This is a genomic window from Paenibacillus sp. LS-5 (genome assembly GCF_056121505.1).
The window spans coordinates 32,138-58,288 of sequence record NZ_JBWAVA010000003.1; the positions used below are offsets into that span (position 1 = coordinate 32,138).

General features: G+C 51.5%; 27 protein-coding genes and 1 riboswitch. All 27 genes read right to left on the minus strand.

What is annotated here, in order from left to right:
* Nucleotides 1-7: 7 nt before the first annotated feature.
* Nucleotides 8-295: a sporulation transcriptional regulator SpoIIID gene (gene spoIIID, locus AC0MA3_RS05760; RefSeq protein ID WP_474655463.1), complete on the minus strand. Its 288-nt coding sequence runs from the start codon at nucleotides 293-295 to the stop codon at nucleotides 8-10.
* 210 nt (nucleotides 296-505) lie between these two features.
* Nucleotides 506-1,249 (minus strand): peptidoglycan DD-metalloendopeptidase family protein, encoded by a 744-nt coding sequence (locus AC0MA3_RS05765; protein ID WP_474655464.1) that lies wholly within the window; start codon nucleotides 1,247-1,249, stop codon nucleotides 506-508.
* A gap of 61 nt (nucleotides 1,250-1,310) precedes the next feature.
* On the minus strand, nucleotides 1,311-2,393 hold the full coding sequence (gene spoIID, locus AC0MA3_RS05770) for a stage II sporulation protein D (protein WP_474655465.1): 1,083 nt from the start codon (nucleotides 2,391-2,393) through the stop codon (nucleotides 1,311-1,313).
* A gap of 258 nt (nucleotides 2,394-2,651) precedes the next feature.
* Nucleotides 2,652-4,034, minus strand: a complete 1,383-nt coding sequence (gene murA, locus AC0MA3_RS05775) for a UDP-N-acetylglucosamine 1-carboxyvinyltransferase (protein WP_474655466.1) — start codon at nucleotides 4,032-4,034, stop codon at nucleotides 2,652-2,654.
* Nucleotides 4,035-4,225: 191 nt separating this feature from the next.
* Entirely contained in the window at nucleotides 4,226-4,483 is a 258-nt protein-coding gene (locus tag AC0MA3_RS05780; RefSeq protein ID WP_379157149.1) for a DUF1146 family protein, read from the minus strand.
* Between the two features lie 268 nt (nucleotides 4,484-4,751).
* Complete coding sequence (locus AC0MA3_RS05785; RefSeq protein ID WP_379157146.1) at nucleotides 4,752-5,168, minus strand: F0F1 ATP synthase subunit epsilon; 417 nt, start codon at nucleotides 5,166-5,168, stop codon at nucleotides 4,752-4,754.
* 59 nt (nucleotides 5,169-5,227) lie between these two features.
* Complete coding sequence (gene atpD / locus AC0MA3_RS05790; protein ID WP_379157143.1) at nucleotides 5,228-6,625, minus strand: F0F1 ATP synthase subunit beta; 1,398 nt, start codon at nucleotides 6,623-6,625, stop codon at nucleotides 5,228-5,230.
* A gap of 131 nt (nucleotides 6,626-6,756) precedes the next feature.
* The gene (atpG, locus tag AC0MA3_RS05795) at nucleotides 6,757-7,632 is read right to left on the minus strand and encodes an ATP synthase F1 subunit gamma (protein WP_474655467.1); all 876 of its coding nucleotides are present in this window, start codon (nucleotides 7,630-7,632) and stop codon (nucleotides 6,757-6,759) included.
* 193 nt (nucleotides 7,633-7,825) lie between these two features.
* Complete coding sequence (gene atpA, locus AC0MA3_RS05800) at nucleotides 7,826-9,337, minus strand: F0F1 ATP synthase subunit alpha (protein WP_379157137.1); 1,512 nt, start codon at nucleotides 9,335-9,337, stop codon at nucleotides 7,826-7,828.
* A gap of 11 nt (nucleotides 9,338-9,348) precedes the next feature.
* Nucleotides 9,349-9,900, minus strand: coding sequence for a F0F1 ATP synthase subunit delta (locus AC0MA3_RS05805; RefSeq protein ID WP_379157134.1), 552 nt, complete (start codon nucleotides 9,898-9,900; stop codon nucleotides 9,349-9,351).
* Complete coding sequence (atpF, locus tag AC0MA3_RS05810) at nucleotides 9,897-10,385, minus strand: F0F1 ATP synthase subunit B (protein WP_379157130.1); 489 nt, start codon at nucleotides 10,383-10,385, stop codon at nucleotides 9,897-9,899. Before atpF ends, AC0MA3_RS05805 begins: the two co-directional genes overlap by 4 nt.
* A 99-nt stretch (nucleotides 10,386-10,484) precedes the next feature.
* Nucleotides 10,485-10,709, minus strand: coding sequence for a F0F1 ATP synthase subunit C (atpE, locus tag AC0MA3_RS05815; protein WP_025709067.1), 225 nt, complete (start codon nucleotides 10,707-10,709; stop codon nucleotides 10,485-10,487).
* Nucleotides 10,710-10,814: 105 nt separating this feature from the next.
* A complete protein-coding gene (gene atpB / locus AC0MA3_RS05820) occupies nucleotides 10,815-11,657 on the minus strand; it encodes a F0F1 ATP synthase subunit A (protein ID WP_474655468.1) in 843 nt (280 codons plus the stop codon).
* A gap of 31 nt (nucleotides 11,658-11,688) precedes the next feature.
* Nucleotides 11,689-12,066, minus strand: a complete 378-nt coding sequence (locus tag AC0MA3_RS05825; RefSeq protein ID WP_474655469.1) for an ATP synthase subunit I — start codon at nucleotides 12,064-12,066, stop codon at nucleotides 11,689-11,691.
* Nucleotides 12,059-12,313, minus strand: coding sequence for an AtpZ/AtpI family protein (locus AC0MA3_RS05830; RefSeq protein WP_474655470.1), 255 nt, complete (start codon nucleotides 12,311-12,313; stop codon nucleotides 12,059-12,061). Before AC0MA3_RS05830 ends, AC0MA3_RS05825 begins: the two co-directional genes overlap by 8 nt.
* 194 nt (nucleotides 12,314-12,507) lie before the next feature.
* Entirely contained in the window at nucleotides 12,508-13,662 is a 1,155-nt protein-coding gene (gene wecB / locus AC0MA3_RS05835; RefSeq protein ID WP_379157117.1) for a non-hydrolyzing UDP-N-acetylglucosamine 2-epimerase, read from the minus strand.
* Between the two features lie 79 nt (nucleotides 13,663-13,741).
* Nucleotides 13,742-14,371, minus strand: coding sequence for a uracil phosphoribosyltransferase (gene upp / locus AC0MA3_RS05840; RefSeq protein WP_087918508.1), 630 nt, complete (start codon nucleotides 14,369-14,371; stop codon nucleotides 13,742-13,744).
* A gap of 475 nt (nucleotides 14,372-14,846) precedes the next feature.
* Nucleotides 14,847-16,097, minus strand: a complete 1,251-nt coding sequence (locus AC0MA3_RS05845) for a serine hydroxymethyltransferase (protein WP_379157532.1) — start codon at nucleotides 16,095-16,097, stop codon at nucleotides 14,847-14,849.
* An 84-nt stretch (nucleotides 16,098-16,181) separates the two neighbouring features.
* On the minus strand, nucleotides 16,182-16,775 hold the full coding sequence (locus AC0MA3_RS05850; RefSeq protein WP_474655471.1) for a TIGR01440 family protein: 594 nt from the start codon (nucleotides 16,773-16,775) through the stop codon (nucleotides 16,182-16,184).
* A 155-nt stretch (nucleotides 16,776-16,930) separates the two neighbouring features.
* Nucleotides 16,931-17,013: riboswitch (ZMP/ZTP riboswitch) on the minus strand.
* 51 nt (nucleotides 17,014-17,064) lie between these two features.
* Nucleotides 17,065-17,652, minus strand: a complete 588-nt coding sequence (locus tag AC0MA3_RS05855) for a low molecular weight protein arginine phosphatase (protein WP_379157110.1) — start codon at nucleotides 17,650-17,652, stop codon at nucleotides 17,065-17,067.
* Between the two features lie 61 nt (nucleotides 17,653-17,713).
* A complete protein-coding gene (locus tag AC0MA3_RS05860; RefSeq protein WP_379157529.1) occupies nucleotides 17,714-18,286 on the minus strand; it encodes a manganese efflux pump MntP in 573 nt (190 codons plus the stop codon).
* A 177-nt stretch (nucleotides 18,287-18,463) separates the two neighbouring features.
* A complete protein-coding gene (locus tag AC0MA3_RS05865; RefSeq protein ID WP_474655472.1) occupies nucleotides 18,464-19,681 on the minus strand; it encodes an L-threonylcarbamoyladenylate synthase in 1,218 nt (405 codons plus the stop codon).
* A gap of 156 nt (nucleotides 19,682-19,837) precedes the next feature.
* Nucleotides 19,838-20,596 (minus strand): stage II sporulation protein R, encoded by a 759-nt coding sequence (gene spoIIR, locus AC0MA3_RS05870; RefSeq protein ID WP_474655473.1) that lies wholly within the window; start codon nucleotides 20,594-20,596, stop codon nucleotides 19,838-19,840.
* 93 nt (nucleotides 20,597-20,689) lie between these two features.
* Entirely contained in the window at nucleotides 20,690-21,856 is a 1,167-nt protein-coding gene (locus tag AC0MA3_RS05875; RefSeq protein ID WP_474655474.1) for an FtsW/RodA/SpoVE family cell cycle protein, read from the minus strand.
* Between the two features lie 234 nt (nucleotides 21,857-22,090).
* On the minus strand, nucleotides 22,091-23,275 hold the full coding sequence (locus tag AC0MA3_RS05880) for an FtsW/RodA/SpoVE family cell cycle protein (RefSeq protein WP_474655475.1): 1,185 nt from the start codon (nucleotides 23,273-23,275) through the stop codon (nucleotides 22,091-22,093).
* Between the two features lie 418 nt (nucleotides 23,276-23,693).
* Nucleotides 23,694-24,782: a N5-glutamine methyltransferase family protein gene (locus AC0MA3_RS05885; protein WP_474655476.1), complete on the minus strand. Its 1,089-nt coding sequence runs from the start codon at nucleotides 24,780-24,782 to the stop codon at nucleotides 23,694-23,696.
* A gap of 4 nt (nucleotides 24,783-24,786) precedes the next feature.
* Nucleotides 24,787-25,854: a peptide chain release factor 1 gene (gene prfA, locus AC0MA3_RS05890; protein WP_379157090.1), complete on the minus strand. Its 1,068-nt coding sequence runs from the start codon at nucleotides 25,852-25,854 to the stop codon at nucleotides 24,787-24,789.
* Nucleotides 25,855-26,151 lie beyond the last annotated feature (297 nt).

A 26,151-nucleotide genomic window follows, 5' to 3' on the forward strand; every position in this document is an offset into this window, starting at 1 on the left:
GAAAATCTTATGGCTTTGAGGCTACGGCCACCTCGCGCCTTTTCCCCGTCGTTTTTTTATATTTAATTTTTGTGGCTTCTCCCCCCCGAAGATGGCGAATCGATTTGTGATATTCGAGAATGTGCTTCACCTGATCGGCCAGATCAGGGTTGATCTCCGGCAAACGCTCCGTTAAATCTTTATGCACCGTGCTCTTTGAAACGCCAAATTCTTTGGCTATGGTCCGGACCGTGTGCCTGGTTTCCACGATGCAGCGTCCGATTTTGATCGTACGTTCCTTGATGTAATCGTGCACGCTCCCGCCTCCCAACTGTGGATAGTTTGGTACATTATATGAGGGGCGGGCCTATATATTCGCGCTTTCAGGACGTGACAAGCTTCCGAAGGCTCATTTTATTTCCTGGACAACCTAAATATGACCTTGCCTTGCGGAGATGTGGATGGAAAAGGAGCTTCTGAGGCAAAAAAACAGGAGGCCCTATGGCCTCCTGCGGAATTCTCATGCTTAGCGTTGCGGCAGCAAATCGGAAGGATTGACTGGCTTGCCGTTTTCGTACACTTCAAAGTGCACATGATTACCAAGGTTCTTCTCGATCTCACTGCGGCCAGCTGTTGCCAGCGTGTCGCCCTGTTTCACTTCATCACCCTGCTTCACCTTGGTATCACCAAGGCTCTGGTAGACCGTCTTCAAATCGCCTGCGCTCGTGACCTCAACCACTTTGCCGAATACCGCCACATCTTCCACACGGGTGACTTCACCGCTGAGTGCAGCTTTGACGTCGAATGCCTGATTGTCCTCACGGGCAATGTCGATTCCTGCGTTAGGCACAAAGGTGTCATTATACTGCACCATGGCCGCCACATGATTTTCTTCGGTCCCATTCTCATCGTAGAACGGTTTAACCACTTCCACATCTGCAGGACTGGCTACCGGCCAAGCCATGCTTTCTGCTGAAGCAACGACTTCAAGTGCTGCAGGATCATCTTTTGCTGTACCTGCTTCAGCACCTGTACCCGCGGACTCCTGTGAAACGACGGCGGCGTTGTCTGGTTTCAGCGGCTTCTGGCCTGCGTCCTGATAGACCCACACCAAGGTTAGTATAATTGCCGCTGCCGCCGTGTAGACTGCCGGAAATACCCACCGTTTGGACAACAGCCTGTTCCATGAAGAAGGCTTGACGCCTGAATCTCCCTGCTTATTTTTGAGAGATTCATCATGGTTTGTTTTGATTTTGTCTTGTTCATTCATATGTTTATCACCTCAGTAACCAGTGTTACCGGGCGCTTCGCTTTTATACGTATCTTGCAAGTTATTTTTTCAGGAGAGTTGAGACTTGGTTAAAAGAGACGCCGCTGTAATAGTGTTTGAGAATTCGCGTAGCCGTGTTTCCCTCCCTTGCCATGCCGTTCGCCCCCCATTGGCTCATGCCGACACCATGTCCGTTTCCATAAGTTGTAATAACGATTTTGCCGCCCTGCCGCTTCCAGGTGAACTGGCTGGAGCGCAGCCCAAGCTTCTCGCGTACCTCCCGTCCAGAGAACACGGTGCCTGCGATGGAGATTTCCTTGACCCGGTGTCCTGCTGTCATCGACAGCACTTCCACAGGCAGGCTAGAGGCGGAGGAGACGGGTTTTACCAGAGTAGCAGCAGCCAGATTGCCGGAAGCCGGAATATCCTTGTCTGCTATCCCCAGCTTCTGCAGCAGACGGGAAGATGTGAACGTATATGTCACCGCCAGATTCGGCGTAATTTCCTGATCCCATGGGCTGGCCACACTGCGCAGGTAAGGTACTGCCGTATTCCAGTAATCTTCGGAATTTTCAGTATAGCCTCCGCTGGAGGCGAAGAAGGAAGCCGTGATCGGCTGTCCTTGGTAGGTCATCACTACGCCGCGCGTCTCCAGGACCGCACGGCGGATCTTGGCCAGCCCGGCGCTCTTGCCGCCGCGCGTCCACTCCCGTTCCAGTGCGGCCCGCGATACGTAAGCCTGATGGCTTACCGTATCCGTCACATCCGCACCCTGAACGGGCACGCCGCTGTGGTCGCCGGCCAGCAGGCGGCGGACAATGAAGGTGCGCGCCGCGACGGCTTGCGCTTTGAGCGCTTCCAGCTCAAAGTCGGCCGGCATCTCGGCCGCAACCACGCCGCTGACGTAGTCCTCCAGCGGCAATGTCTCTATTTGTCTGCTATGCGACAAATAGACGGCGACTTTCGGCTGCAGGGCTTCCTCTGCAGCCGCCCCCGGCGCCGCCGGGAGGGCCGTGGCCTGCGGCACGGCCGGAGGCGCATGTTGTCCCCCGCGCAGCGGGACAACAGCCAGCGGCAGCAGCAGCGCCGCCAGCAGGGGCGCTGCGAGCCAGGCGGCGGGGGCCAGCCGCCTGAGCGGGGGCACCGGGCGCCGCGCGCGCGCGAAGCGGCGCGGCGGTTTCATTTTACGCCATAGCAGGTAGCGGTAATCTTTCATCTCTATGTCTCCTTCCGTCAGTTACCGTTATTCTTATAGATATGAATCACGTGTAACTGCTAGAACGCTATTCTGAGAGAAAGAGAGACGTTCGATAGCTGGAGAGATTCCCTTCGTAACAGGCGTTGGAACAAAGAAAAAAGACCACCTCAGATTGAGGTGGCCTTAGAGAGTTATGAATGGTTATTATACCCAGGTTGGCTGAACCTGAAAGCGGGGCTTAACCTCTTCGCTTTTGAAGGATTCGCCTTTGGCCGTTTCCGGTTTGACCACTTCTTCATTTACAGCTGCAGCAGCTACTTCAGACTCTTCCATGGAAATCCGCCATATGTCCGCACCAAGGCCCGACAGTTTCTCGGCCAAATGCACATATCCACGGTCGATATGATGGGTTCCACCGACTTCCGTCGTGCCCTCGGCAACCAGACCTGCCAGAATCAGTGCAGCACCTGCACGCAGATCCGTAGCAGTTACTTTGGCTCCGACCAATGCTGCATTACCAGTTACGATCGCGGAACGTCCTTCGATCTTAATCTCAGCATTCATATTGTGAAATTCATCCACATGCATGAACCGGTTCTCAAATACCGTCTCTGTCACAACACTTGTGCCTTCGGAACGAAGTAGCAAAGCCATCATCTGTGATTGCATGTCGGTTGGGAAACCCGGGTACGGCAATGTCTTCAAATCCACAGCCTTAAGCGGCTTGTCGCTGATCACCCGAACCCCATTCTCGTCCGGGATAATCGTCACGCCCATTTCTTCCATCTTGGCAATCACAGGACCGAGGTGATCTGCGATTGCACCTTCCACGTATACATCTCCGCCGGTTATCGCAGCGGCCGCCATATAGGTGCCTGCTTCAATCCGGTCAGGAATGACATGGTGCTTAACGCCATGCATGCGCTCCACGCCTTCGATGCGAATCACTCCGGTTCCCGCACCGCGCACGATACCGCCCATCCCATTCAGATAGTTGGCCAAATCCACGATTTCGGGCTCTTTTGCCGCATTCTCAATTACCGTTACACCTTCGGCGAGTGCCGCCGCCATCATTATGTTTTCGGTCGCTCCTACGCTGGCCACATCCAAATATACCTTGGCCCCACGCAGCCGTCCGTTTATTTTCGCTTCAATGTAACCCTGGCCCAAACTAATCTCAGCACCAAGCGCTTCAAACCCCTTCAAATGCTGGTCAATCGGTCTTGTACCGATGGCGCAGCCGCCTGGCAAGGAAATGCGTGTACGACCCAGTCGGGACAAAAGAGGGCCCATTACCAAAAAAGAAGCCCGCATTTTTCGCACCCATTCATATGGTGCTTCACAGGAAGTAAGATTTCTGGCATCAACCTCGATGATATCGTTCTGGTATGTAACACCCGCACCCAGAGATTCCAGTACTTTGCTAATCGTCATTACATCGTCTAGCGGAGGTGCGTCCACAATGACGCTGACTCCTTCTTCTGCCAATAGAGAGGCGGCTATGATCGGTAGTACGGAATTTTTTGCGCCGCTTACTTTCACGCTCCCGGTCAATCTGTTGCCACCGCGGACGATAAATTTGCTCATTTCGGTTTCCCTCCGCGTCCATTATTTCTTAAATTAAGGCTTAGTATAGAATGCTTGTGTTTCCATTGTCTGACCTGCGCCCGAGGTGCGGACACGCTCCTTAAACATCAGTGTTGACATAATAAAACCGTATTATTCGACACTTTTTTCACCGCTTTGGCCTAAGAGAGATATAACCAAAGCACTCATTCTTAAAACATGTTGCGAATCTGCCCGCTCCATCCAAGATAATCCAGAAGGAACCCAGCCACGAAGTGGCCCAGTACAATAGCCAGCAATAAATGCAGCAGCCTTGCCTGAGGGCTCTTGGGATATCTTATGACCAAATCAAGCTTAAGGTTCTGAAGTGCCCACCAAGATATTGCAACACAGAATAAAGAAACAACCATTGACACCAAACCACTGCTGCCGATTGAGCTTGACAACTCATCATATAGCCCTGTATCCATGTTAGCCCCCTGTTTATTAGGTTACTCGGAAATCGACTCTTATATCATACTTGCGCAGGGGAAAAGAATCCAGTACTTTTACAAACTTTTAAACTTTTCATGCAATGGAAGCTGCGATGTTTACGAGATGTTCACTTTACTTGCAGAAAATAGTCATACTTCCCAGCAATCAGGCAGGGCAACCCAGCAAAGAAAGTGGGCATGGCATAAACGATACTTTAGTATACCCTCAAAAAAAACGGCCAAGCCGCAGGCTTGACCGTAATTATTATTGTTGTCCTTTTCCGGTGGACACTTTGATCCGTGTAACGGCGCGTTGAAGCGCCAGCTCCGCACGGCGGTGATCAATATCATCCTGTTTGCTGCGGGTCTGAAGTCGGCGCTGGGCGCGTTCCTTCGCCGCTTCGGCGCGTTCAACATCGATTTCCGTAGGCAGTTCGGCACTTTCGGCCAGAACGGTCACCTTGTCTTTATGCACTTCCACGAAACCGCCATGAACAGCGATAGTGATTGTAGCACCATCCGCTTTGACGAACATTGGAGCAACCTGAAGTGGAGTTACAAGCGGAATGTGTCCCGGTAAAATACCCAGATCACCATCGGCACCCTTTACCGTCAAGCTGCTAACCTGCTTGGAGTAGACAAGATGCTCCGGTGTGACAATTTCCAACAGAAAGGTATTCACTTTCATTCCTCCTCAGAGCTTTACGAAATAAAGCTCGCATCGAAAGCCATAGTTCAGGGTTACATCGTTTTCGCTTTTTCCACTGCTTCTTCGATTGTTCCAACGAACAGGAACGCTGCTTCCGGAAGATCATCATGCTTGCCTTCCAGAATTTCCTTAAAGCTGCGTACAGTTTCTTTGATCGGCACGTATTTGCCTTTGAAACCGGTGAATTGTTCAGCTACGTGGAATGGCTGCGACAGGAACCGCTCAACCTTACGGGCACGGGATACAATGATTTTGTCTTCTTCACTGAGCTCATCCATACCCAGGATAGCAATGATATCCTGAAGTTCGGTGTAACGCTGCAGCAGCTGCTTAACGCCCTGTGCTACGTCATAATGCTCTTCACCAACAATCTCCGGAGCCAGCATACGCGAACTGGATGCCAGCGGGTCTACAGCCGGGAAAATACCCTTTTCGGAAATCTTACGCTCCAGGTTGGTAGTTGCATCCAAGTGGGCAAACGCCGTTGCCGGTGCAGGGTCAGTGTAGTCATCCGCTGGCACGTAGATCGCCTGAATGGAAGTAACCGAGCCTTTTTTGGTTGAAGTGATACGCTCTTGCAGCTGGCCCATTTCTGTTGCCAGAGTAGGCTGGTAACCTACGGCAGAAGGCATACGGCCAAGCAATGCGGATACTTCGGAACCCGCTTGAGTAAAGCGGAATATGTTATCGATAAAGAGCAGCGTATCACGGCCTTCCACATCACGGAAATACTCCGCCATGGTCAGTCCGGTCAGAGCTACACGAAGACGTGCGCCCGGCGGCTCATTCATTTGTCCGAATACCATTGCTGTTTTCTTAATAACGCCGGAATCGGTCATTTCATGATAAAGGTCATTACCTTCACGGGTACGTTCACCAACGCCTGCGAATACGGAAATCCCGCCGTGTTCTTGGGCAATGTTGTTGATCAGTTCCTGAATGGTTACGGTTTTACCTACGCCGGCACCGCCGAAGAGGCCGATTTTACCACCTTTTGCGTAAGGAGCCAGCAGATCGATAACCTTGATCCCGGTTTCCAGAATTTCAGCCTGTGTCGACAGTTCATCAAATGTCGGAGCCAGACGGTGAATCGGATTTCTGTCTGCAACCACTTCAGCGCCGTTATCAATTGGATTGCCCAGAACGTTAAATACCCGTCCCAGTGTAGCTGCTCCAACCGGAACCGAAATCGGTCCTCCCTGATCAAGTGCTTCCAAGCCCCGAACCAGACCGTCTGTAGAAGACATGGCGATACAACGTACCAGATTGTCACCCAGGTGATTGGAAACCTCCAGGGTCAAATCAATCGTGCGGCCGTTTGCCAGGCTGGTTACAATCTTGATAGCGTTGAAAATCTCGGGCAGCTGGCCGCGTTCAAATTCAATATCGACAACCGGACCCATAATGCTTACAACGCGTCCTTTGTTCATTATAATATTTCCCTCCTCGAAAGCTGTTGCATTAAAAAGAAATCACCGCACCGCATAAGCGGAACAACTCTCTTATACGGCACCCGTTTCCTGTGAAAATATAAGCTGAAGAGTTTGGCTTCGCATATATTTTAAGACTGCGCGTTTGCTCCGGCCACGATCTCGGTAATTTCCTGCGTAATAGCCGCCTGACGGGCACGGTTATACGTAAGTGTAAGTTCTCCGATCATTTTTGACGCATTCTTCGTTGCACTGCCCATTGCTGTCATTTTCGCACCCAGCTCACTGGCCTTGCCATCCAGAATAGCGCTGTAAATCAGTGTTTCCGCATACTTTGGCAGCAGTACTTCTAGCACGCCTTCAGCTGAAGGCTCATATTCGTACGTGGCTTGTAAGCCTTCTGCCTTACCGTCATGCTGTTCCACCGCTTCCATAGGCAGCAGCCGATCAACAGTAGGCACTTGACTGATCGCATTTACAAAACGGTTATAGCAGACGTACAGTTCATCGTACACGCCTGTTTCAAACTGCTGTACCGCTGAGTAAGCAATCGACTTAATGTCAGCAAACTTAGGTGTATCGGAGAGCTCGGTAACTTCCTCCACGATCGGATATTCACGGCGGCGCAGAAAGTCACGGCCCTTGCGGCCGATAACGAACAGAGCATACTCATCCTTTGATTTATGGCGCTCCGCCAGCAGCATGGTCACTTTACGCAGAATATTCGCATTGTATCCGCCTGCCAGACCCCTGTCAGAGGTCACAATCAGATACGCGGTTTTCTTCACGGGACGACTGACCAGCATTGGATGTGTAGCATTCTGTGAGCCGGAAGCGATACTCGTTACAACCTCTTTCAGCTTTTCTGAATAAGGACGGGCCGCTTCTGCCTTTTCCTGTGCTTTGCGCAGCTTGGAGGCGGCAACCATCTCCATGGCTTTAGTGATCTGTCTGGTGTTCTGAACGCTCTTGATTTGACGTTTAATATCACGCATGCTTCTTGCCATGATTTCACCACCTTAGAGCTTTGACGAAGTCAAAGCTAACTTCGTAAGCATAATCTGAGCTTTGACGAAATAGTGCTAACTTCGCAAGCTTTATCTGAACTTTGACGATATTCAAAGCCCGTTCTTAAGCATATTCCAGAGCTTTGGCTAGGCCAAAGCTCGGTTTGAAATATCCATAGAATGACTGTAGAGCTTAGCTGGTTGCGAAAGCTCTCTTGAACTTATCGATAGCGGCCTTAAGAGCAGCTTCGTTATCGGCAGTCAAATCCTTGGTGTCAGTTATGGATTTAGCAATATCAGCAGCATTGCTGTCCACATAAGCCAAGAATTCCTTTTCAAAACGTCTAACGTCTTTGACAGGAATATCATCCAGATGTCCTTTGACAGCGGTATACAAGCTGATAACCTGATGTTCAACGGAGAGTGGCTGGTTAACACCCTGTTTCAGAATCTCCATCATGCGCGCACCACGGTTCAAACGGGCCTGCGTAGATTTATCCAGATCGGAACCGAACTGGGAGAACGCCTGAAGTTCGCGGTATTGGGCCAAATCCAGACGAAGTGAGCCGGCAACTTTCTTCATCGCTTTGATCTGTGCCGAACCACCAACACGGGATACTGAGATACCCACGTTGATCGCCGGACGTTGACCGGAGTTGAACAAGTCGGATTCGAGGAAGATTTGACCGTCTGTAATCGAGATTACATTCGTAGGAATGTACGCCGATACGTCAGAGGCCTGTGTTTCGATAAATGGCAGAGCGGTTAATGAACCCCCGCCAAGTGCATCGCTGAGCTTAGCTGCACGTTCCAACAGACGGGAGTGCAGATAGAATACGTCACCAGGGAATGCTTCGCGGCCCGGTGGACGGCGGAGCAGCAAGGACAATTCGCGGTAAGCCGAGGCTTGCTTCGAAAGGTCATCATAGATAACAAGAACGTGTTCGCCTTTGTACATGAAATATTCGCCCATTGCGCACCCTGCATATGGAGCAAGATACAGCAGCGGTGAAGGCTCGGAAGCGGACGCAGTTACAACGATTGTATAATCCAGCGCGCCGTGGCGGCGAAGGGTTTCAACAACCTGTGCTACCGTGGATTGCTTCTGGCCGATGGCAACATAGATACATTTCATGCCGTTGCCTTTTTGGTTGATAATCGCATCAATAGCGATTGCTGTTTTACCTGTCTGACGGTCACCGATGATGAGTTCGCGTTGTCCGCGGCCGATTGGCACCATCGCATCTACGGCCTTAAGACCTGTCTGCATTGGCTCATGCACCGATTTACGGTCGATAACGCCCGGTGCATTGTTTTCCACAGGACGGAATTCCGTTGTTGCAATCGGGCCTTTGCCGTCTACCGGCTGCCCCAATGCATTTACTACACGGCCCAGCAGGGCTTCGCCCACGGGAACCTGCATAATTTGTCCTGTACGTTTTACTTGATCGCCTTCACGAATTTCCGTGTACTCACCCAGGATAACAACACCGACGTTGCTTTCTTCCAGGTTGAGCGCCATGCCCACTACTCCGTTGGAGAACTCCAGCAGTTCCCCTGCCATCGCGTTTTCCAGACCGTAGACACGGGCGATACCGTCGCCGACTTGAATGACGGTGCCGATTTCGGCCACTTCGATATCGGCTTTATATTGCTCAATTTGACTTTTGATCAAACTGCTGATCTCTTCAGGTCTAATGCTCAATATCCTCACCCCTATCTTCTATGCTTCTCATTAAAAGATTTCTCAAGACGCGTAAGTTTGCCGGACAGGCTGCCATCATACAGCGTATCGCCAATAATGACCTTCAGTCCGCCAAGCAAGCTCTTATCAATCACATTTGTGATACGGATATTCCGGCCCGACAAACGGCCGAATTCCTCGGCAACCTGGGTTAGCTCGCTACTACTGAGCGAATAGGTTGAATAGACGGTGGCATCTGCCAGACCAAGACTATCCCCTTCAATCTTGATATAGCTGTCCAGCAGATCCGGAAGAATATCCATTCTGCCCCGCTTCATCAGGATTTCCAGAGTGTTGATAACCGCCCCCGACAGCTTGCCTTCCAACGCTTTTTTCAGCACAGCAAGCTTGTCATCACCAGAGATTCGCGGAGAGCTGATAAATCTCTGGAGCTCTGCATCTGTATTCAGTGCAGTAACCAGGCTTTTCAGTTCCTCTTCGATTTCCAGGGTCTGCCGTTCTTCAAAAGCAACCTCGAACAATGCCTTCGCATATCTTTTGGCGACTATCGTATCCTGACTCATGACCGGCCTCCGACCTCTTTGAGGTATTGGTCAACAAGCCCTTCTTGCGCAGGATCAGTGCTGACTTCTTTTTGAAGCAGCTTGGATGCGATTTTGACAGATGCCGCTCCCAGTTCGCCGCGCAGTTCTTCAACCGCTTTGTTCTTCTCGTTCTGGATATCACGAACTGCCTCGTCCTTGATGCGTGAAGCCTCGACCTTAGCCTGACCGATCAACTGTTCAGTCTGCTTGCTGCTGGTCTGTCTGGACTGCTCAATAATCTCAAGAGCCTCTTTGCGGGCAGTTTGAAGCGCCTGTTTCTGCTCTTCAACATAAGAAACAGCCTGTTCGCGGGTCTGAGCAGCTTCATTCATCTGCTGCAGCACGAGCTCGCGGCGTTTCTCCATCACGGAAAACAACGGCCCGAAAGCATACTTGTTGAGCAAAAAGTATAAAATCCCGAAGGCAATAATAGCCAACACGGAAGATTCCCATACAAAAGACAATGTTAGACACTCCTTTCTGTTGCACGTTCATATCTTAGGTCTTTTCTAAAAAGAAGGCGCGGAGGGCTGTGGCCTTCCCCGCCAAACATGTGTAATTAATTAAGCTCCAACATAGAACATGAACGCAAGTACTACACCGATGATCGGCAGGGCTTCTACCAGTGCGACCCCGATGAACATTGTAGTCTGCAGCGTGGATTTCGCTTCCGGCTGACGGGCGATACCTTCTACTGTTTTACTTACGATCAGACCGTTACCAATACCGGCGCCAAGCGCTCCCAAACCTACTGCAATTGCAGCTGCCAAATAAGCCATAACTCCCATTGTGTAAATCCTCCTCAAAGATATGTTTTAGTGTGTATTAATGAGCCAGACTCGAAAATTGATTCCGCCTTGGCATAAATCTTGTATTCGTAAATCTTTTGCACCCTAATGCTCGTCATGGGTTTCCAGCATTTGCGAGAAATACACCATAGTCAGCATTACGAAGATGAAAGCCTGGATGGTACCGATGAATATACTGAATCCCTGCCAGACTATCAAGCCAAGCACAGAAGCGATCCAGCCCCCTACACCCAGCGCCGCCAATTTGAGGATAACGGATATCAGGACCTCGCCGGCAAAGATATTACCGAAAAGACGCATGCCGTGTGTCAGCAGCTTCGATACCTGCTCAATCAAATTGATCGGGAAGAAGAACGGGTAAGGTTCAAAATAGTGTTTGAAATAGTTTTTGGTATTGCGCGTCATACCCACAATGTGGGTCATCAGGAAAATCATAACCGCAAGTCCCATTGCTACCGCAGGGTCAGCTGTAGGGGATTTCCACCAAGCCACACCTACTTCAATCTCTTCATGGGAGTCGGTAGAACCCGTTCCCGATTCAGCATCAGCATGAAGTTTGTCCAGTTCTTTGGTTACGGAGACAATCTCCTTGCCAAACACTTTGGCATGCTCCGCATCATGATAATCTGTGACAATCCCTAACGGAAGTCCGAGAAGGTTGCCTACAAACAAGAACATGATGAGCGCCAAGCCCAGAGAAAGAAACGGTTTGCCTTTTTTGAGGTCCATTGTACTTGAAATCAGGCCCTGTACAAATTCAACTGCCCATTCCAAGAAATTTTGCAGTTTGCCGGGATTCTCAACCGATAAATTGCGCGTTGCCAGAAGCGCGAGCACAAAAACAATGGTACAGGTCACTAATAGCATAAACACGATAGATAGGTCAATTTGAAAACCGGCCAAATCAATAATTGGTGATTTATGCATTTTATTCTCACCCCTTTCTCCGTTGCAGCCTTTAACTTTCTCTACGCGAAAACCCAATTCCTATTATAATAAGAAGAATTGGAGCCAAGAGCAAACTGCCAGCCACCGCAACCATATTGAAGATCTGCGGTACTTTAAAGGCTACCATTACACCCAAGAGACTTAGCGCAGCACGGGTTAGATAACCCAGGCTTACACGTCTCTTGCCTTCACCTGCCATAGTATCCGCCACTTGCCGGACTTTGTAGCCCAGGTAGGTCACATTAATGCAGCCAATGGCTCCGCCGAGCGCCATACCAAAGCCTATAGTCCGAAAATCCGGGAGTACAGACGCAGCAAGAACGCATACAACCACGAAGCAAAGTGTTGCCAGTGCCAATACCTTGCGGTATCGAGACAAATCATCCATCACTTTCCTCCATGACAGCTTTAATAATGAAGATGACACCTGCTATCCCGAACAGCACACCCAAAATGACACCAAGTGCCACACCGAGACCGGAGCTATTCCACTTTTTATCGAGCCACGCTCCCAAGAAATAACCGCCCAATGTAAAGGCGGCCAAATCAATACCGACAGCGCTGACAAGACTCATGGCTTTCAGCGCATGACCCGTTTGTTTATGCGGTTTCTCAGGCTTATCAGGGCCCTTCATTTCAACACATCCTTAGAAGTCCCATTCATTTTACTGAATGTTACAAGAGTTTGTCAATCCAGCGCAAATCATGGGTTTTTCGGATGAAAGTATGAAAATAATCACAGCAAAAGATTCCAAAACCATATAAACCGTACAGTTTTACTGTATGTTGATTTTGGTGTGTTCAGAATATCGTTTTCAAGCTTTGCTGTTCATTTTGTGAACATTCTGTGAAACTCTTCCGGACGGTCTTCGACAACACCGAAATGATGCAAAATCGCATTGACAATTCTCTGTGAGGCTTTACCGTCTCCATACGGGTTGGCGGCCCGGCTCATCGACTGATAGAGATTCTGATCAGTCAAAAGCGCATGTGTCCGTTGATACACCTTCTCTTCGTCCGTCCCCACAAGTTCCAGTGTTCCGGCTTCAATCCCTTCCGGGCGCTCGGTTGTATCACGCAGCACAAGCACAGGAACCCCAAAGGAGGGAGCTTCCTCCTGCAGGCCGCCGGAATCGGTCAATATCAGGTGGGTATGCGGATAAAAATTATGCAGGTCAACGACATCCAGCGGATCGATCAGCTTGATTCTTGGGTGTCCGCCGAGTATCTCATGAGCCGGTTCCTTGACTGCTGGACTCGGATGCACAGGATAGACTATGGCTACATCTTCAAATTCATCAGCGATTCTTTTGACAGCACGGAAAATATGACGGTGCGGTTCGCCTTGAGATTCTCTGCGGTGCGCCGTCATTAAAATAAGTCGTTTTCCTGAAGCAAAATCCAGTACAGGATGCCGGTAGTCCGGCTGTACGGTATATTGAAACACATCGGTTACAGTGTTGCCTGTGATATAAATACTTGATTCTTTTTTGTTCTCGTGTCTCAGATTTCCTGCTGACCAATCCGTCGGAGCAAAGTGCAGGTCTGCAAGAACTCCCGTCAACTGACGGTTCATTTCCTCAGGATAAGGAGACAGCTTGTTCCAGGTCCGAAGTCCCGCTTCCACATGGCCTACCTGAATTTGCTGCAGGAATGAAGCATAGCTGGCAAGGAAGGTGGTAAGTGTATCGCCATGCACCAGCACAAGGTCCGGCTTAGCTTCCCGAAGCACCGGCTCCAGTCCCTCCAGTACCCGAATGGTAATCTCATTCAGCGTCTGGCGGTCCTTCATCACATCCAGATCATAATCAGGAGTGATGCGGAAGACCTCCAGCACCTGGTCCAACAGCTCACGGTGCTGCGCCGTTACGCAAACAACAGATTCAATGTGTTCAGGATGTCTGGCAAGCTCCAGAACCAAAGGCGCCATTTTGATCGCCTCGGGGCGCACTCCGAAAATCGTCATCACTTTAATTTTGGACATAACCCCTACCCTTTCTTCATAAACACTTCATTATACTTCGTCTGTTTAGTTAATCTATACTACTGCTCTTGATAAGGCTTTACTTGGTTCCATACAACCGATCACCGGCATCTCCAAGCCCTGGCACAATATAACCGTGTTCATTCAGGTGGTCATCCAGCGCAGCAACATAGATATCAACATCAGGATGGGCAGCTTGTACAGCAGCAACACCTTCGGGAGCCGCAATCAGGTTCATCATCTTGATCTGGGTGCATCCGCGATTCTTCAGAGAGGTGATCGCGGCAATAGCAGATCCGCCTGTAGCCAGCATCGGGTCAATCACAATCAATTCACGTTCTTGAACATCGGTAGGAAGCTTGATGTAATATTCAACCGGTTGAAGGGTATCGGGATCACGGAACAATCCGACATGTCCTACCTTGGCAGCAGGAAGCAGCTTCAAGACACCTTCAAGCATTCCAAGCCCGGCACGCAGAATCGGAATCAATCCCAGCATTCTTCCGGAAATCACTTTACTTTCTGTCTCTGCTACAGGCGTCTGCACAGTAATGGTCTCAAGCGGAATGTCACGCGTAATCTCATATGCCATAAGTGTAGCGACTTCATCAACATGCTCTCTGAACTCTTTCGTGTTCGTCCGCACATCGCGAATAAATGTTAATTTGTGCTGAATCAAAGGATGATCGCAAATCACCAATTTTCCCATTCTTGTCCCTCCGGTAATTGTGAGTCTTATTTATAGCCGCAGAAAGCGCTTTTGCTTTCTCCCCTGGCTAAATCTTGTCTATTATATCATCACCCGAGGTGTATTTCACCTAAGAAAGGCTGGTTCCAAAGAACGGAATTGCCTTACTGTTCGACCCGGCTTGCGCTAAAGGGCAGGAAAATGTCCTTTTTCGTTAAAAATGTAATCCGGCTTAGTTTATGCTATTTTAATCAATTCATACTTTTCACATTTCTTTCACCAATTTTATTGAAAATTCCATGAACTTTCATGATTTTTTCATGAGTATTTTCGGTAAAAACACGTGTATCAAATGTGAACATTATGCAACAACTGAATTAGCCACATAGTATTAATTTCTCGAACCATAAAAAAGCCTTTACAGCACCGAAGACCGATGTCTGTAAAGGCTTTTGGTACCACAAGCTGGAGACGTTACTCCGCTGTTATCTTTTGTTTAGTATTGCAGACCTGGATAGATCGGGTATTGCTCAGTCAGTGCAGCCACTTCACGTGCGGCGTCAGCGAGCTTCCCTTCATCCGATGGATTCTTCAGAACGTTCGCGATAATGCGGCCGATAGTAACCATCGCCTGTTCGTCCATTCCCCGTGAAGTGACAGCAGGTGTACCAATACGGATTCCGCTAGTCACAAATGGGCTGGTTGGATCAAACGGGATAGCATTCTTATTCACAGTAATTCCGATAGAATCGAGAACCTTCTCGGCATCCTTGCCTGTGATATTGAGATTGCGGGTATCAAGCAGCATTAAGTGGTTGTCAGTACCGCCGGATACAATGTTAACGCCCTCACCCATCAGTGTTTCTGCCAGTACCTTGGCGTTCTTCACCACATTCTCGGCATACGTTTTGAAGGAAGGCTGAAGAGCTTCACCAAAGGAAACCGCCTTGGATGCAATCACATGCATGAGCGGCCCACCCTGCGAACCCGGGAATACAGCCTTGTCGATTGCAGCTGCCCAAGGCTGTCTGCAGAGAATCATCCCTCCGCGTGGACCGCGTAGGGTCTTGTGCGTGGTTGTAGTTACAAAATGGGCATGCGGAACGGGGCTCGGGTGAAGACCGGCAGCCACCAGTCCAGCGATATGAGCCATATCCACCATGAACAATGCGCCTACATCATTCGCTATTGAGCCTAGAGCTTCAAAGTCGATCGTACGCGGATATGCACTTGCTCCAGCAACAATCAATTTTGGACGATGCTTGAAAGCAGCCTTGCGGACTTCATTATAATCAATCAGGAAGGTATCTTCCTGTACACCATAAGCCACAAAGTTATATAAGAGGCCGGAAGCATTCACTGGGCTGCCATGTGTGAGATGACCGCCATGTGCCAGATTCATCCCCAGGACAGTATCACCGGGATTCAGTGCAGCTAGATAAACGGCCATATTGGCCTGGGCACCGGAGTGTGGCTGTACATTGGCATGATCCGCACCGAAGAGCTGCTTGGCGCGGTCACGGGCCAGGTTCTCAACAATATCCACATCCTCACAACCGCCATAATACCGTTTGCCTGGGTAACCTTCGGCATATTTGTTTGTGAGCACAGAACCCATCGCTTCCATGACTGCTTCGCTGACGATATTCTCCGAGGCAATAAGCTCAATGTTGGCACGTTGACGGCTAAGCTCCAGTCCCATCGCTTCCAGTACTGCCGGGTCATTCTTACGCAATTGTTCCATGATTTTCATTTCCTCCCTAGTGCTCTTTAGTGTATGTTGTGAAAAGACTAACTCAATATTCAGGGGCATTCCGTTAAGCAAGACGAATTAATCGCAATTCCCTGTACCGCTGGTCTCCGGAGTCCGATAGACTGCTCGTTCCCCGCCGATCAGTGGAGGTCTGCTCCAGGCCGCATTCACCCGGGCTGAACCAATGTAACGCAAGCTTGGCCGGAAAGGCACCGCTACCCGGCGCAAATGCATACCGATTAGCGTCTCACCGATATCTATACCGGCATGGGCCTCCAACGTTTCCGCAAGTACCGGATCAGACATCGAGCGATAAGCTGCTGCTGCCATAGACCCCCCAGCTCCCGGAATTGGCACAGCCGATACTTCCCTTAGCCCCAGCTTCTCCAGCAATGAACGCTCCATAACCAGCGAACGGTTCAAATGCTCACAGCACTGGTATACCGGGTGAAACCCTTTCTCCACAGCAACCTGAACAATTCCCTCCAACAGCTGCTGCGCCACCTCCAGTGCACCGCCGGTACCGATATGGACCCCGGCTACCTCACTTGTGCTTGCACCAACGACTAGGATTTTTCCAGGTCCCAGCTTCCCGGCTTCCGCCAATTCCCGCACCACAGTAGCGGTTGCAGCTGTTAGTGAATCCGAGTGCTGCTTCATGACTTGATCCATTACTTCCGCCTCCCTCAAGCAAGTTGAAACGGCTTGGCCATCCCTTTACAAAGACAGTCCCGTTTCAGCGAAAAGTATAAAGATGATTCCTAAAGCCTAACCGCAGTCCTGCAATTTAAACAAAAAAGAGCAGTCCGCAACCTACTGCGGATGTGCTCTTTTGCCCAGGCGACCGGCCGTTTATTCCAGTGCTCCATCGTGGTTTGATCCACATCTGTCGCCAGTTACACCGGAACCGGATAATATTTAATATCATCTTAAAGGAATGGCTGCGAAAAATCAACCACCATTACAAACGGCGTAAGGACTCCAGCTTATCCAGAAGACTGTACAGCGCCGTCCGGATCTCGGCAGCAGCCAGCTCATAATCTTCCCTGGGACCTCCAAAAGGATCGGAAATATCAAAGCTTGGAATCCGCTGACGAATTTCTATGATCCGCTGCAGATCAGCAGATTTCGGTTCTGCCCCCAGTGCAAGACTAAGCTCTGCGTCCGCATACAGGCTATCCAGCTCGCGGATATCCGCATTCACGGCTTCTTCATCGTAGACATATTCTTTTAGCGTATATGTCTTCGCAACGGCTTCCGGAAAATACTGCAGCAAATGGCTTTTGTGCCCTCCCGTGAGGGTCAGCACCAGATCCGCCCATGCTACTGTCTCTCCACTCAGTTGCGTGGACAGGATATGATCATGAATTCCTTCGTCCCGCAGAATCGCTGCGGCATGTCTGGACAAGGGAGTACCGGAAATGGCGGAAACGCCTGCAGACCGCACTTCCACGTCGATTCCCCGTTCCTTCGCAAGCTTCCGGAGAAGCCCCTCAGCCATAGGACTACGGCACGTATTACCTGTGCAGACGAATAAAATATGCAGCATCCTTTCCACCTCCATGAACAAATGAATTGGATATATAAAATATTGTTGTGCCGTTATTGTATCAGAAGATGAACAGCAAGCCAAACGCGAGCAAGATCCCTCCGCCCAGCGCCTCCCCGTAATCACCAAGCCCATGGCTGACTCTTCTACCCAGCAGCAGGCCGGATATCGACATCAGCCCCCCGCAGGCCCCAAAGGCGAGCACGGTTAACATTATGCTATTCACAAACATTCCCAGGGAAACCCCTACCGAAAATGAATCTATACTCACACTGAGCGAAATCAGCAGCATCCCCCAAAAATTGCGGTGATTCATTGGCTCCTGCCGGGTATGAACCGGCCGAAAGGAGTTAAATACCATATGCCCACCGAGTAGCACGAGCAGCCCTCCGGCTGCATAAGTGGCAACTTGTCCGAGAAAATGTCCGACATAACTGCCGGTGAACAAGCCAAGCAGGGGCATCAGCACATGAAAAAAAGCAATCAAGAGACTGAGCTGTAGCACATGCAAAAGGCGGATCCCCTTCATCCCGATGCCTACACCGAGTGAAAAAGCGTCCATCCCCAGCGCGATTGCCATAATGGCTATCGTTACGATTTGGCCCCAGCCAGCATATACTCCCCCTACATCCATGTCTATACCCCCAACGTCCGAAAGTCTTGTACCATAACCATATGCGGACAAGGAGGGATTCATGACTGCGAGTGGAAGCAAGCGGCCGGAGATACCGATAAGAAAAAGAATGTGCAGCGAATCCGCATGCAGATCTAAGTACAAATCACAAAGTACAGCGGCAAAAAACAGGGCCGTTTATCCGGCGTCGATGACGGTTCCGCCGGCGGCCTTCATCAGCCGGTTCATGATCGCTGCGCCGAGGCCGGTATCCGGGCAGGCCTCGGCCAGAATGTAGGTCGCTCCCGCTTCATCGAAGCGCCGCAGCGCGGCATACAGGGAGCGTGCCCCTTCCTCCGGCGAGGCCAGCGAGCCGAGAGACACCATGCAGGCGGCTACGCTGGCGGGATATAGGGCCTTATGCTCCTCGAAGAGGAGCAGGCCCGTAATCTCGCCGGCGCGGTGCGCCGCCTGCAGCAGGCCCGCGGCAGCTTCCGCCACGCGCTGCGCGGAAGCCCCGCGCACTACGCCAAGCGCTCCGCGCGGGGCGTAGTGCGTGTACTTCATGCCCGGTGCGCGCGGCGCCGGGCTGCTGTCCCCGGCGGCAGGCACCGCGCCGGGGGCATGAGCGGAAGCGGCCGCAGGCGCTTCCGCAGAGGCCGGGGCCGCGGTGACGGCCCCGGGACCGAGCACCGCCGCGAGCTGCTCGGCGGTGATCCCGCCGGGACGGAGCACAGCGACCGTCCCGCCCGGTTGCACCTGCACGACGGTCGACTCCAGGCCGACTCCGGCCGCGCCGCCGTCAAGCACCCCGCCGATGTATCCGGCGAGGTCTTCTAACACATGGGCGGCCAGTGTAGGACTCGGCCGCCCGGAGCGGTTGGCGCTAGGCGCAGCAACCGGACAGCCCGCCGCGCGGATCAGTGCCAGCGCAAGCGGGTGGTCCGGCATGCGCACGCCAACCGTATCGAGGCCCGCTGTCACCAGCGGAGACAATACGCCCACGCGGACAGGCAGCACCACGGTAAGCGGGCCAGGCCAAAAAGCGTCGATCAGCGCCGCCGCGGAAGGGTGTACCTCTGTAACCAGCCTGTCCAAATCGCTCCGCTCGGAAATGTGCACGATCAGCGGATTATCGGAAGGCCGCCCCTTGGCGGCAAACACCGCTTCTACTGCAGCCGTACTGCGGGCATCTGCTCCCAGACCGTATACCGTCTCGGTCGGGAAAGCGACGGTGCTCCCTCCGCGCAGCAAAGCCGCCGCCTCTTCTATGGCTTCCCGGTCTGCCGCACTTTGCGGATAAGTTGCGCAATCTGCTTCGCTTTCTCCTGCAGGAGACAGCTTCCAATACTGGGTTGCTTCGATGGATCCGCTGTGCCGCTGGACCGCAAACATGGAATCTTGAGGTTCTGTCATTCTTATCACAAGCTTTCTAAATAGGGTGACTGTATAGCATTCAGCCTTTAAAGCCTTATAGGTTCAACAAAAGCGGCCCCACCAGGGTGGCGCCGCAGGAAATCCGATTCAGTTCACATTATATCGTAACATAGGCCGTTATAGATTCATAGAATCTCAGCTGAATAATCCGCTAATCCAGCTCCAGAACGACTGCAGCAGCTCCCAGAAGAAGAACCGCACCTTCGGCGCTTCCGCTTCTCCGCTTACGGCAGGTACGTCTGATTTCACAGAAGCTGTGGTTACCTCCCCTTGACCCGTGGCCTTCACTTTGGCTCCATCCCCGGCAGCAGCAGCCGAGACAGTCTTAGCCTTGGCCGGAGCAGATGCCGCAGCATCCCCGGACCCCGCATCAATGAAGCACAGCGGCGGAAACAGCACGCACCACCAGTTCTGTCCCTTTCCGGCGCCCAGCGTAATGCGCACCGCTTCATACTCTCCGGCCGGATAGACCGTGCCGCCGTACATTTTGGTCGGGAACGGAACAATTCCCAGCTCTACTTTATAACCATAATCAATCCCCCGCTTCTCCAGCTCCCGGGCCACCAACGCTTCAAGCTCCGGCAAATGGCTCCGGATCAGCGTCCGGGCCTGCTCCAGACTCTGCGGATCTTCCAGCAGAGCTACCCACTGGTTCATCTGTTCGACAATACTGTCGCGGATCTGGCGTTTGACAAGCTGATCGCCTGCGGCATCTGAATTCGCCAGAATCCGCAGCCGGATGGAATCCTGTGGAATCGCCCCGTCTGCTACGGCGGCATCGGTTTTTTGCCCTTCCCAGGCCATCATAAGAATCATAAAAAAGCAAATTAAAATGGCAGTATACTTAAAAGTTACACGCAAGGAATCCTGTCTTCCAGTCTTATTCTGTTCCATCTCCAGCAGCCCCTCTCCCTCAAAACGCTTATGTCCCAAGTATGCCCGGGAAAGAGAGACTGCAAACCTATCAATCTATTAAATATACCGGTTTTAGAAATGCACCACAGGCAACGGCAGGTCATCCTCTACATCCTGGCCATACAGCAGCACACTCATCGCAATGCCCATACTGGCCATATTGATCAGAATGGAGGTCCCGCCATAGCTAATGAACGGAAGCGTAATTCCAGTCAGCGGCATCAGGCCGATATACGCACCGATGTTCTCAAGAATCTGATACAGCAGCATAGCCACAATCCCAATAATCAGAAAAGGCCCCGCACGGTCCCTGCATCCCAGGGCGATCAGAATCATCCGGTGGATGAGAATAAAAAACAGCAGCAGAAGCAGTGCTGCTCCTATGAAACCGAATTCTTCCGCAATCTGTGCAAAGATCGCATCCGTATACAGTACCGGTATTTTACCAGACTGGACCGAACCGCCCTGCATGTATCCTTCCCCGCTGAGCCCGCCCGAGGCAATGGCTATTTTGGCATTGCGCGTCTGGTAGCTGTCATCACTGCTTGCCAGCTCCGGCACCAGCCAGGGATCAAAGCGGGCCACAAAATGCTTGCGGCCAATGGTTTCACTGAGGAAATGAGTCATTTGCTCATGATAATGAATGTAGCTGTAAATAAAACCTCCCACTGCCACAGCGCCAACAATCAGGCCGATTAACGCATGAGACCCTTTGATCCGGCCAATCCACAGCAGACCCAAGAGTATGACCATATAGCTCAGCGCATTGCCCAGATCATTCTGGCTGATGACAATCACAAATGGCAGCAGCGCAATCATACTGAGCGGCACGACATCCCGCCAGAACAGAAGCTCTTTTTTATCTTTGCGGACGAGCAGCGCGGCCAGCGCCAGAATCAGAATCAGCTTGAACAGCTCCGCCGGCTGAACGCTTAATCCTCCTACTTCCAGCCAGCCCCGCGCACCATATTTAACTTTACCGAAAAAGCTGACCACCAGCAGAATCACTACGCCCAGCAAATAGATATAATGGGCATACCTAACCAGAAGACGATAATCAAACAGGGACAATCCGAAGAAAACAAAGAAGCCCAGTCCATACCATTTCAGCATCTGAATGTGCAGTCCGTCGTCATCCCGCCCGTGCGTGACACTGTATATCGACAAGATACTAATGACCATCAGCATTAGCAGAACTACGACAATAACACCATCGATCCTTTTGATCCTCTGCAGCATGGAGCTAACCCCTAACTGTACCTGGATTTGGCTTGCCCGCTGGAGTATGCATTCAGAGGAAAACCGTTAATTTCCATTTTAAAGCAAGCTGCAATATAAATACAATTTTTCAATCGCCGCCCATGAATTCGCAGAGCCGTATCGAGCCTATCCCTGCAATCATCGCTGCAATACAAAAAACCGCCGGAGCCCATCATCAGATGTGCCTCAGCGGTTTCTGTTTCTTCTAAAATATTATCCCTGCTTCGCCGGAGGACTGTATAAAGAAGGAGCCGGCAGATCCTCTTCTACTTCCTGACCATGCAGCCGGACACTCATAACCAGGCCAATGCTGGCCATGTTGATCATCAGGGAAGTTCCTCCGTAGCTAATGAACGGCAGCGTAATCCCGGTCAACGGCATCAGGCCGATAAATGCACCGATATTCTCGAAGATCTGGTACAGCATCATGGCAACAATGCCGACGATCAGGAAGGGTCCACCCCGGTCTTTAGACTCCAGCGCAATCAGAATCATCCGGTGAATCAATATAAAATAGAGCAACAATACCAGCGCAGAACCCACAAAGCCAAATTCCTCGGCTATCTCCACAAAAATAGAATCAGAATAGGTGTACGGCACCCGGTCCGTCTGTACAGAGCTGCCTTCCATGTAACCTTCACCGCTCATGCCTCCCGAGGCAATGGCCAGCTTGGCATTTTTGGTATGATAGCTGGCTTTGGCCGTTGCTTCATCCGGGACCAGCCACGGATCAAAGCGCTCCACCCAGTGGGAACGTCCGATATCAGTAAGGAAATCCTTGATTTCATCGTGATAATGAATGTAGCTCATAATTCCCCCGGCTGCCGTCCCTCCAATTACCAACAGCCCGATCAGCGCATGGGAAAACTTGATATTGCCAATCCACAGCAGCCCGATCAGGATGATGATATAGGAAAGGGCATTACCCAAGTCATTCTGGCTGATGACGATCAGGAACGGGAGCATAGTAAGCAGGCCGAGCGGGACGACATCTCTCCAGAACAGCAGCTTATTTTTGTGCTTACGGACAAGTACTGCTGCCAGGAAAAGAATCAATATCAGCTTAAACAGCTCTGCCGGCTGAAGACTGAAGCCTCCGGCCTTAATCCAGCCCTGGGCTCCGTTCTGCTCTTTACCGATAAAACTGACCAGCACCAGAATCCCCACTCCCGCAATATACACATAAAGTGCATATTTCACGAGCAGACGATAATCCACAAACGTTAGGCCGATAAAAGCGATAATACCCAACACATAGAACTTGATCATCCGAAGATGCGCCCCATCCAGCTTATCCCGTCCATGCGTGACGCTGTATATGGAAAATATGCTGACCACCATCAACAGCAATAGAATGAGTACGATGACACCGTCGATCTTTTTAATCTTCTGAAGCATAATCTGTCTCCTTACTCCGTACTGGGTCTTCTTCATTTCTGTCTGCACCGAAGGCCCGTCAATTCCATTGTAAAGGAAGGGGCAGTAAAAATACAATTTCAACCGATAGACTACGCGTTCACGACCAAAAAGCTTGATTTCACTCTTCAACAGGAGTATTTCACATATTAATGAATGGAGGAGATATCCCCCATGGCTTAAGTGGAAAAAGTGAAACTAAATCAGCGTCTACGGCCTGTATCTGAGTCATTAGCGGGAAAAAGGGAGCCTAATTGGGGCCTGATTTCAACAAATTAGCGGTAGAAAATCCACTTAACGTTCCGTGCTCATAAATTCAGATATGATATTTACCGGCCGGCAAATTATCTGTTAACTTTGCACGAGGTGAATTCCTCATCCGGTGACGGCTTCCCTGCTGCTACCTGGCGATCCCCAGCACATGGCGGGGAATACCCGCGAGATCGTCAATCGTGATGATCTCATTCCAATGGCCTGCCGCCCGCAGCAGCCCGGCCACTTGCCCGGCCTGACCCTGGCCGAGCTCGAAACCGACCAGACGCGGCGGCGCCGGAAGCAGCGCCAGCTGTTCCATCATGCGGCGGTACGGGTCCAGCCCGTCGTCGCCGCCATCCAGAGCAGTGCGCGGCTCGTGGTCGCGCACTTCACGCTGCAGCCCGGCGATCTCTGCGCCGGGAATATATGGCGGGTTGGAGACGAGAATATCCGTCTCCATCCCCGCAAACGGCTCGAGCAAGTCGCCGAGCCGCAGGTCCACTGCCGTGCCGTGCCGCTGCGCATTGCGCCCGGCCACGGCCAGCGCGCCGGGCGAGATGTCGCCGGCGCAGACCCGCCAAGCCGGCGCTTCCGCCGCCAGCGTGACGGAGATCGCTCCGCTGCCGGCGCCGATATCGACGGCGGTCAGCGGACGCGGCGCGCGCGGGCCTGCTGCGCCGCTCTCCCGGCGGGCTGCCGTATTGTCCTGCGCCGCTTCGCCCGTTGCCGCTCTGTCCTGCGCCGCTTCGCCCGCAGCCACATTGTCCTCCGCCGCTTCGCCCGCAACCGCATTGTCCTGCGCCGCTCCGCCCGCAGCCACATTGTCCTCCGCCGCTTCACCCGGCGCCGCCACAACACCATCCGGCCACAGCTCCGCGCCGTACTTCAGAATCGCCTCGACGAGCAGCTCCGTCTCCGGCCGGGGAATCAGTACATCGGGCGTCACCTCAAAAGCCCGCCCGTAAAACTCCTGCTCTCCGATGATATACTGCACTGGCTCACCAGCCGCACGGCGGGTCACCGCGGCTTCCCAAGTCTCACGCACCGAAGGCGGAAACGGATCGGCCATCGCCATATAATAGGCCGCCCCGGACAAGCCCAGCACATGCTCCAGCAGCAGCTGGCTGCTGCGCTGGGGCTCATTGCACCCGGCTTGGTCCAAAAAAGAAGAAGCCTCCGCAAAGGCTTCCCGGATGCTTTGCACGTTAGGCATGACATAAGCGTCGTGTTTCAAAGCATTATTCTCCTTTTTCCATCAATTCCGCTTGCTCCGCAATCGACAGTGCCGAGATAATTTCTGTAATATCTCCGTTCATTACCTGCTCCAGGCGGTGCAGTGTAAGACCGATACGGTGATCGGTTACACGGCTCTGCGGGAAGTTGTAGGTGCGAATCCGCTCACTGCGGTCACCCGTGCCGACTTTGCTCTTGCGTTCTCCGGCGTATTTCGCTTCCTCTTCCTGGCGTTTCATGTCAGAGATCCGGGCCCGAAGTACCTGCAGTGCCTTCTCCTTGTTGGAGTTCTGGGACTTGCCGTCTTGGCAGGTAGCCATAATGCCTGTCGGGATATGGGTTACACGTACAGCTGACTTGGTAGTATTAACCGACTGTCCACCTGCACCACTGGAACAGAAGGTATCGACGCGAATATCCTTATCGTGAATTTCAATTTCAAATTCTTCCGCTTCGGGCATCACAGATACCGTAGAAGTCGAGGTATGAATACGTCCGCCAGACTCCGTAGCCGGAATACGCTGAACACGGTGTGCTCCGCTTTCGAATTTCATTTTGCTGTATGCACCGCGTCCGTTAATCAAGAAGATAACCTCCTTGAATCCGCCGAGGTCATTGGTATTGACATCCATTAGCTCAATGCGCCAGCCCTGGGCATCGGCATAGCGTGTGTACATCCGGTATAGATCGGATGCGAACAATGCCGCCTCATCCCCACCGGCTGCGCCGCGGATTTCCACAATCACGTTCTTGTCGTCATTAGGGTCCTTCGGCAGCAGGAGGAGACGGATCTTCTCTTCCAGTGCAACCTGACGCGAGGAAAGGTCATCAATCTCCATCTTGACCATTTCCTTCATTTCTTCATCAAGCTTTTCGCCCTGCATCATCTTAGCGGCTTCAAGCTCTTCCATAACATTTTTATATTCGGCATACGCCTCAAAGGCGGGCTGCAAATCGGATTGTTCTTTGGAATAGTCCCTCAGTTTCTTACTGTCGCTTGCAACATCCGGGTCACAAAGCAGTTCACTGAGTTTCTCATAGCGGTCCGCCAGGGATTGCAATCGGTCCAACAAGGGAATTCACCTCTCCTGATTCAATTTCAGATTCAATATTAAAACTTTAAATTGTTTATACAATAAAAATAGATATACGACTTTATATTATACCACCGAACCCGCCAATTGGCTACAGGGCTGCGAACAGAGTCGCGTATATTTTTGCAGCCCGCCAAATTCGCTCCTTATTATGTAAGCACAGTAGAAATGTTATGCATATACACAGTCCAACAGGAAGAGCAAAAAAGCCATCCGCCTGTTGAACCTCTAGCCCGGATGACTTCCTCTTGCTTCTATAACTTAATTAACTATTAT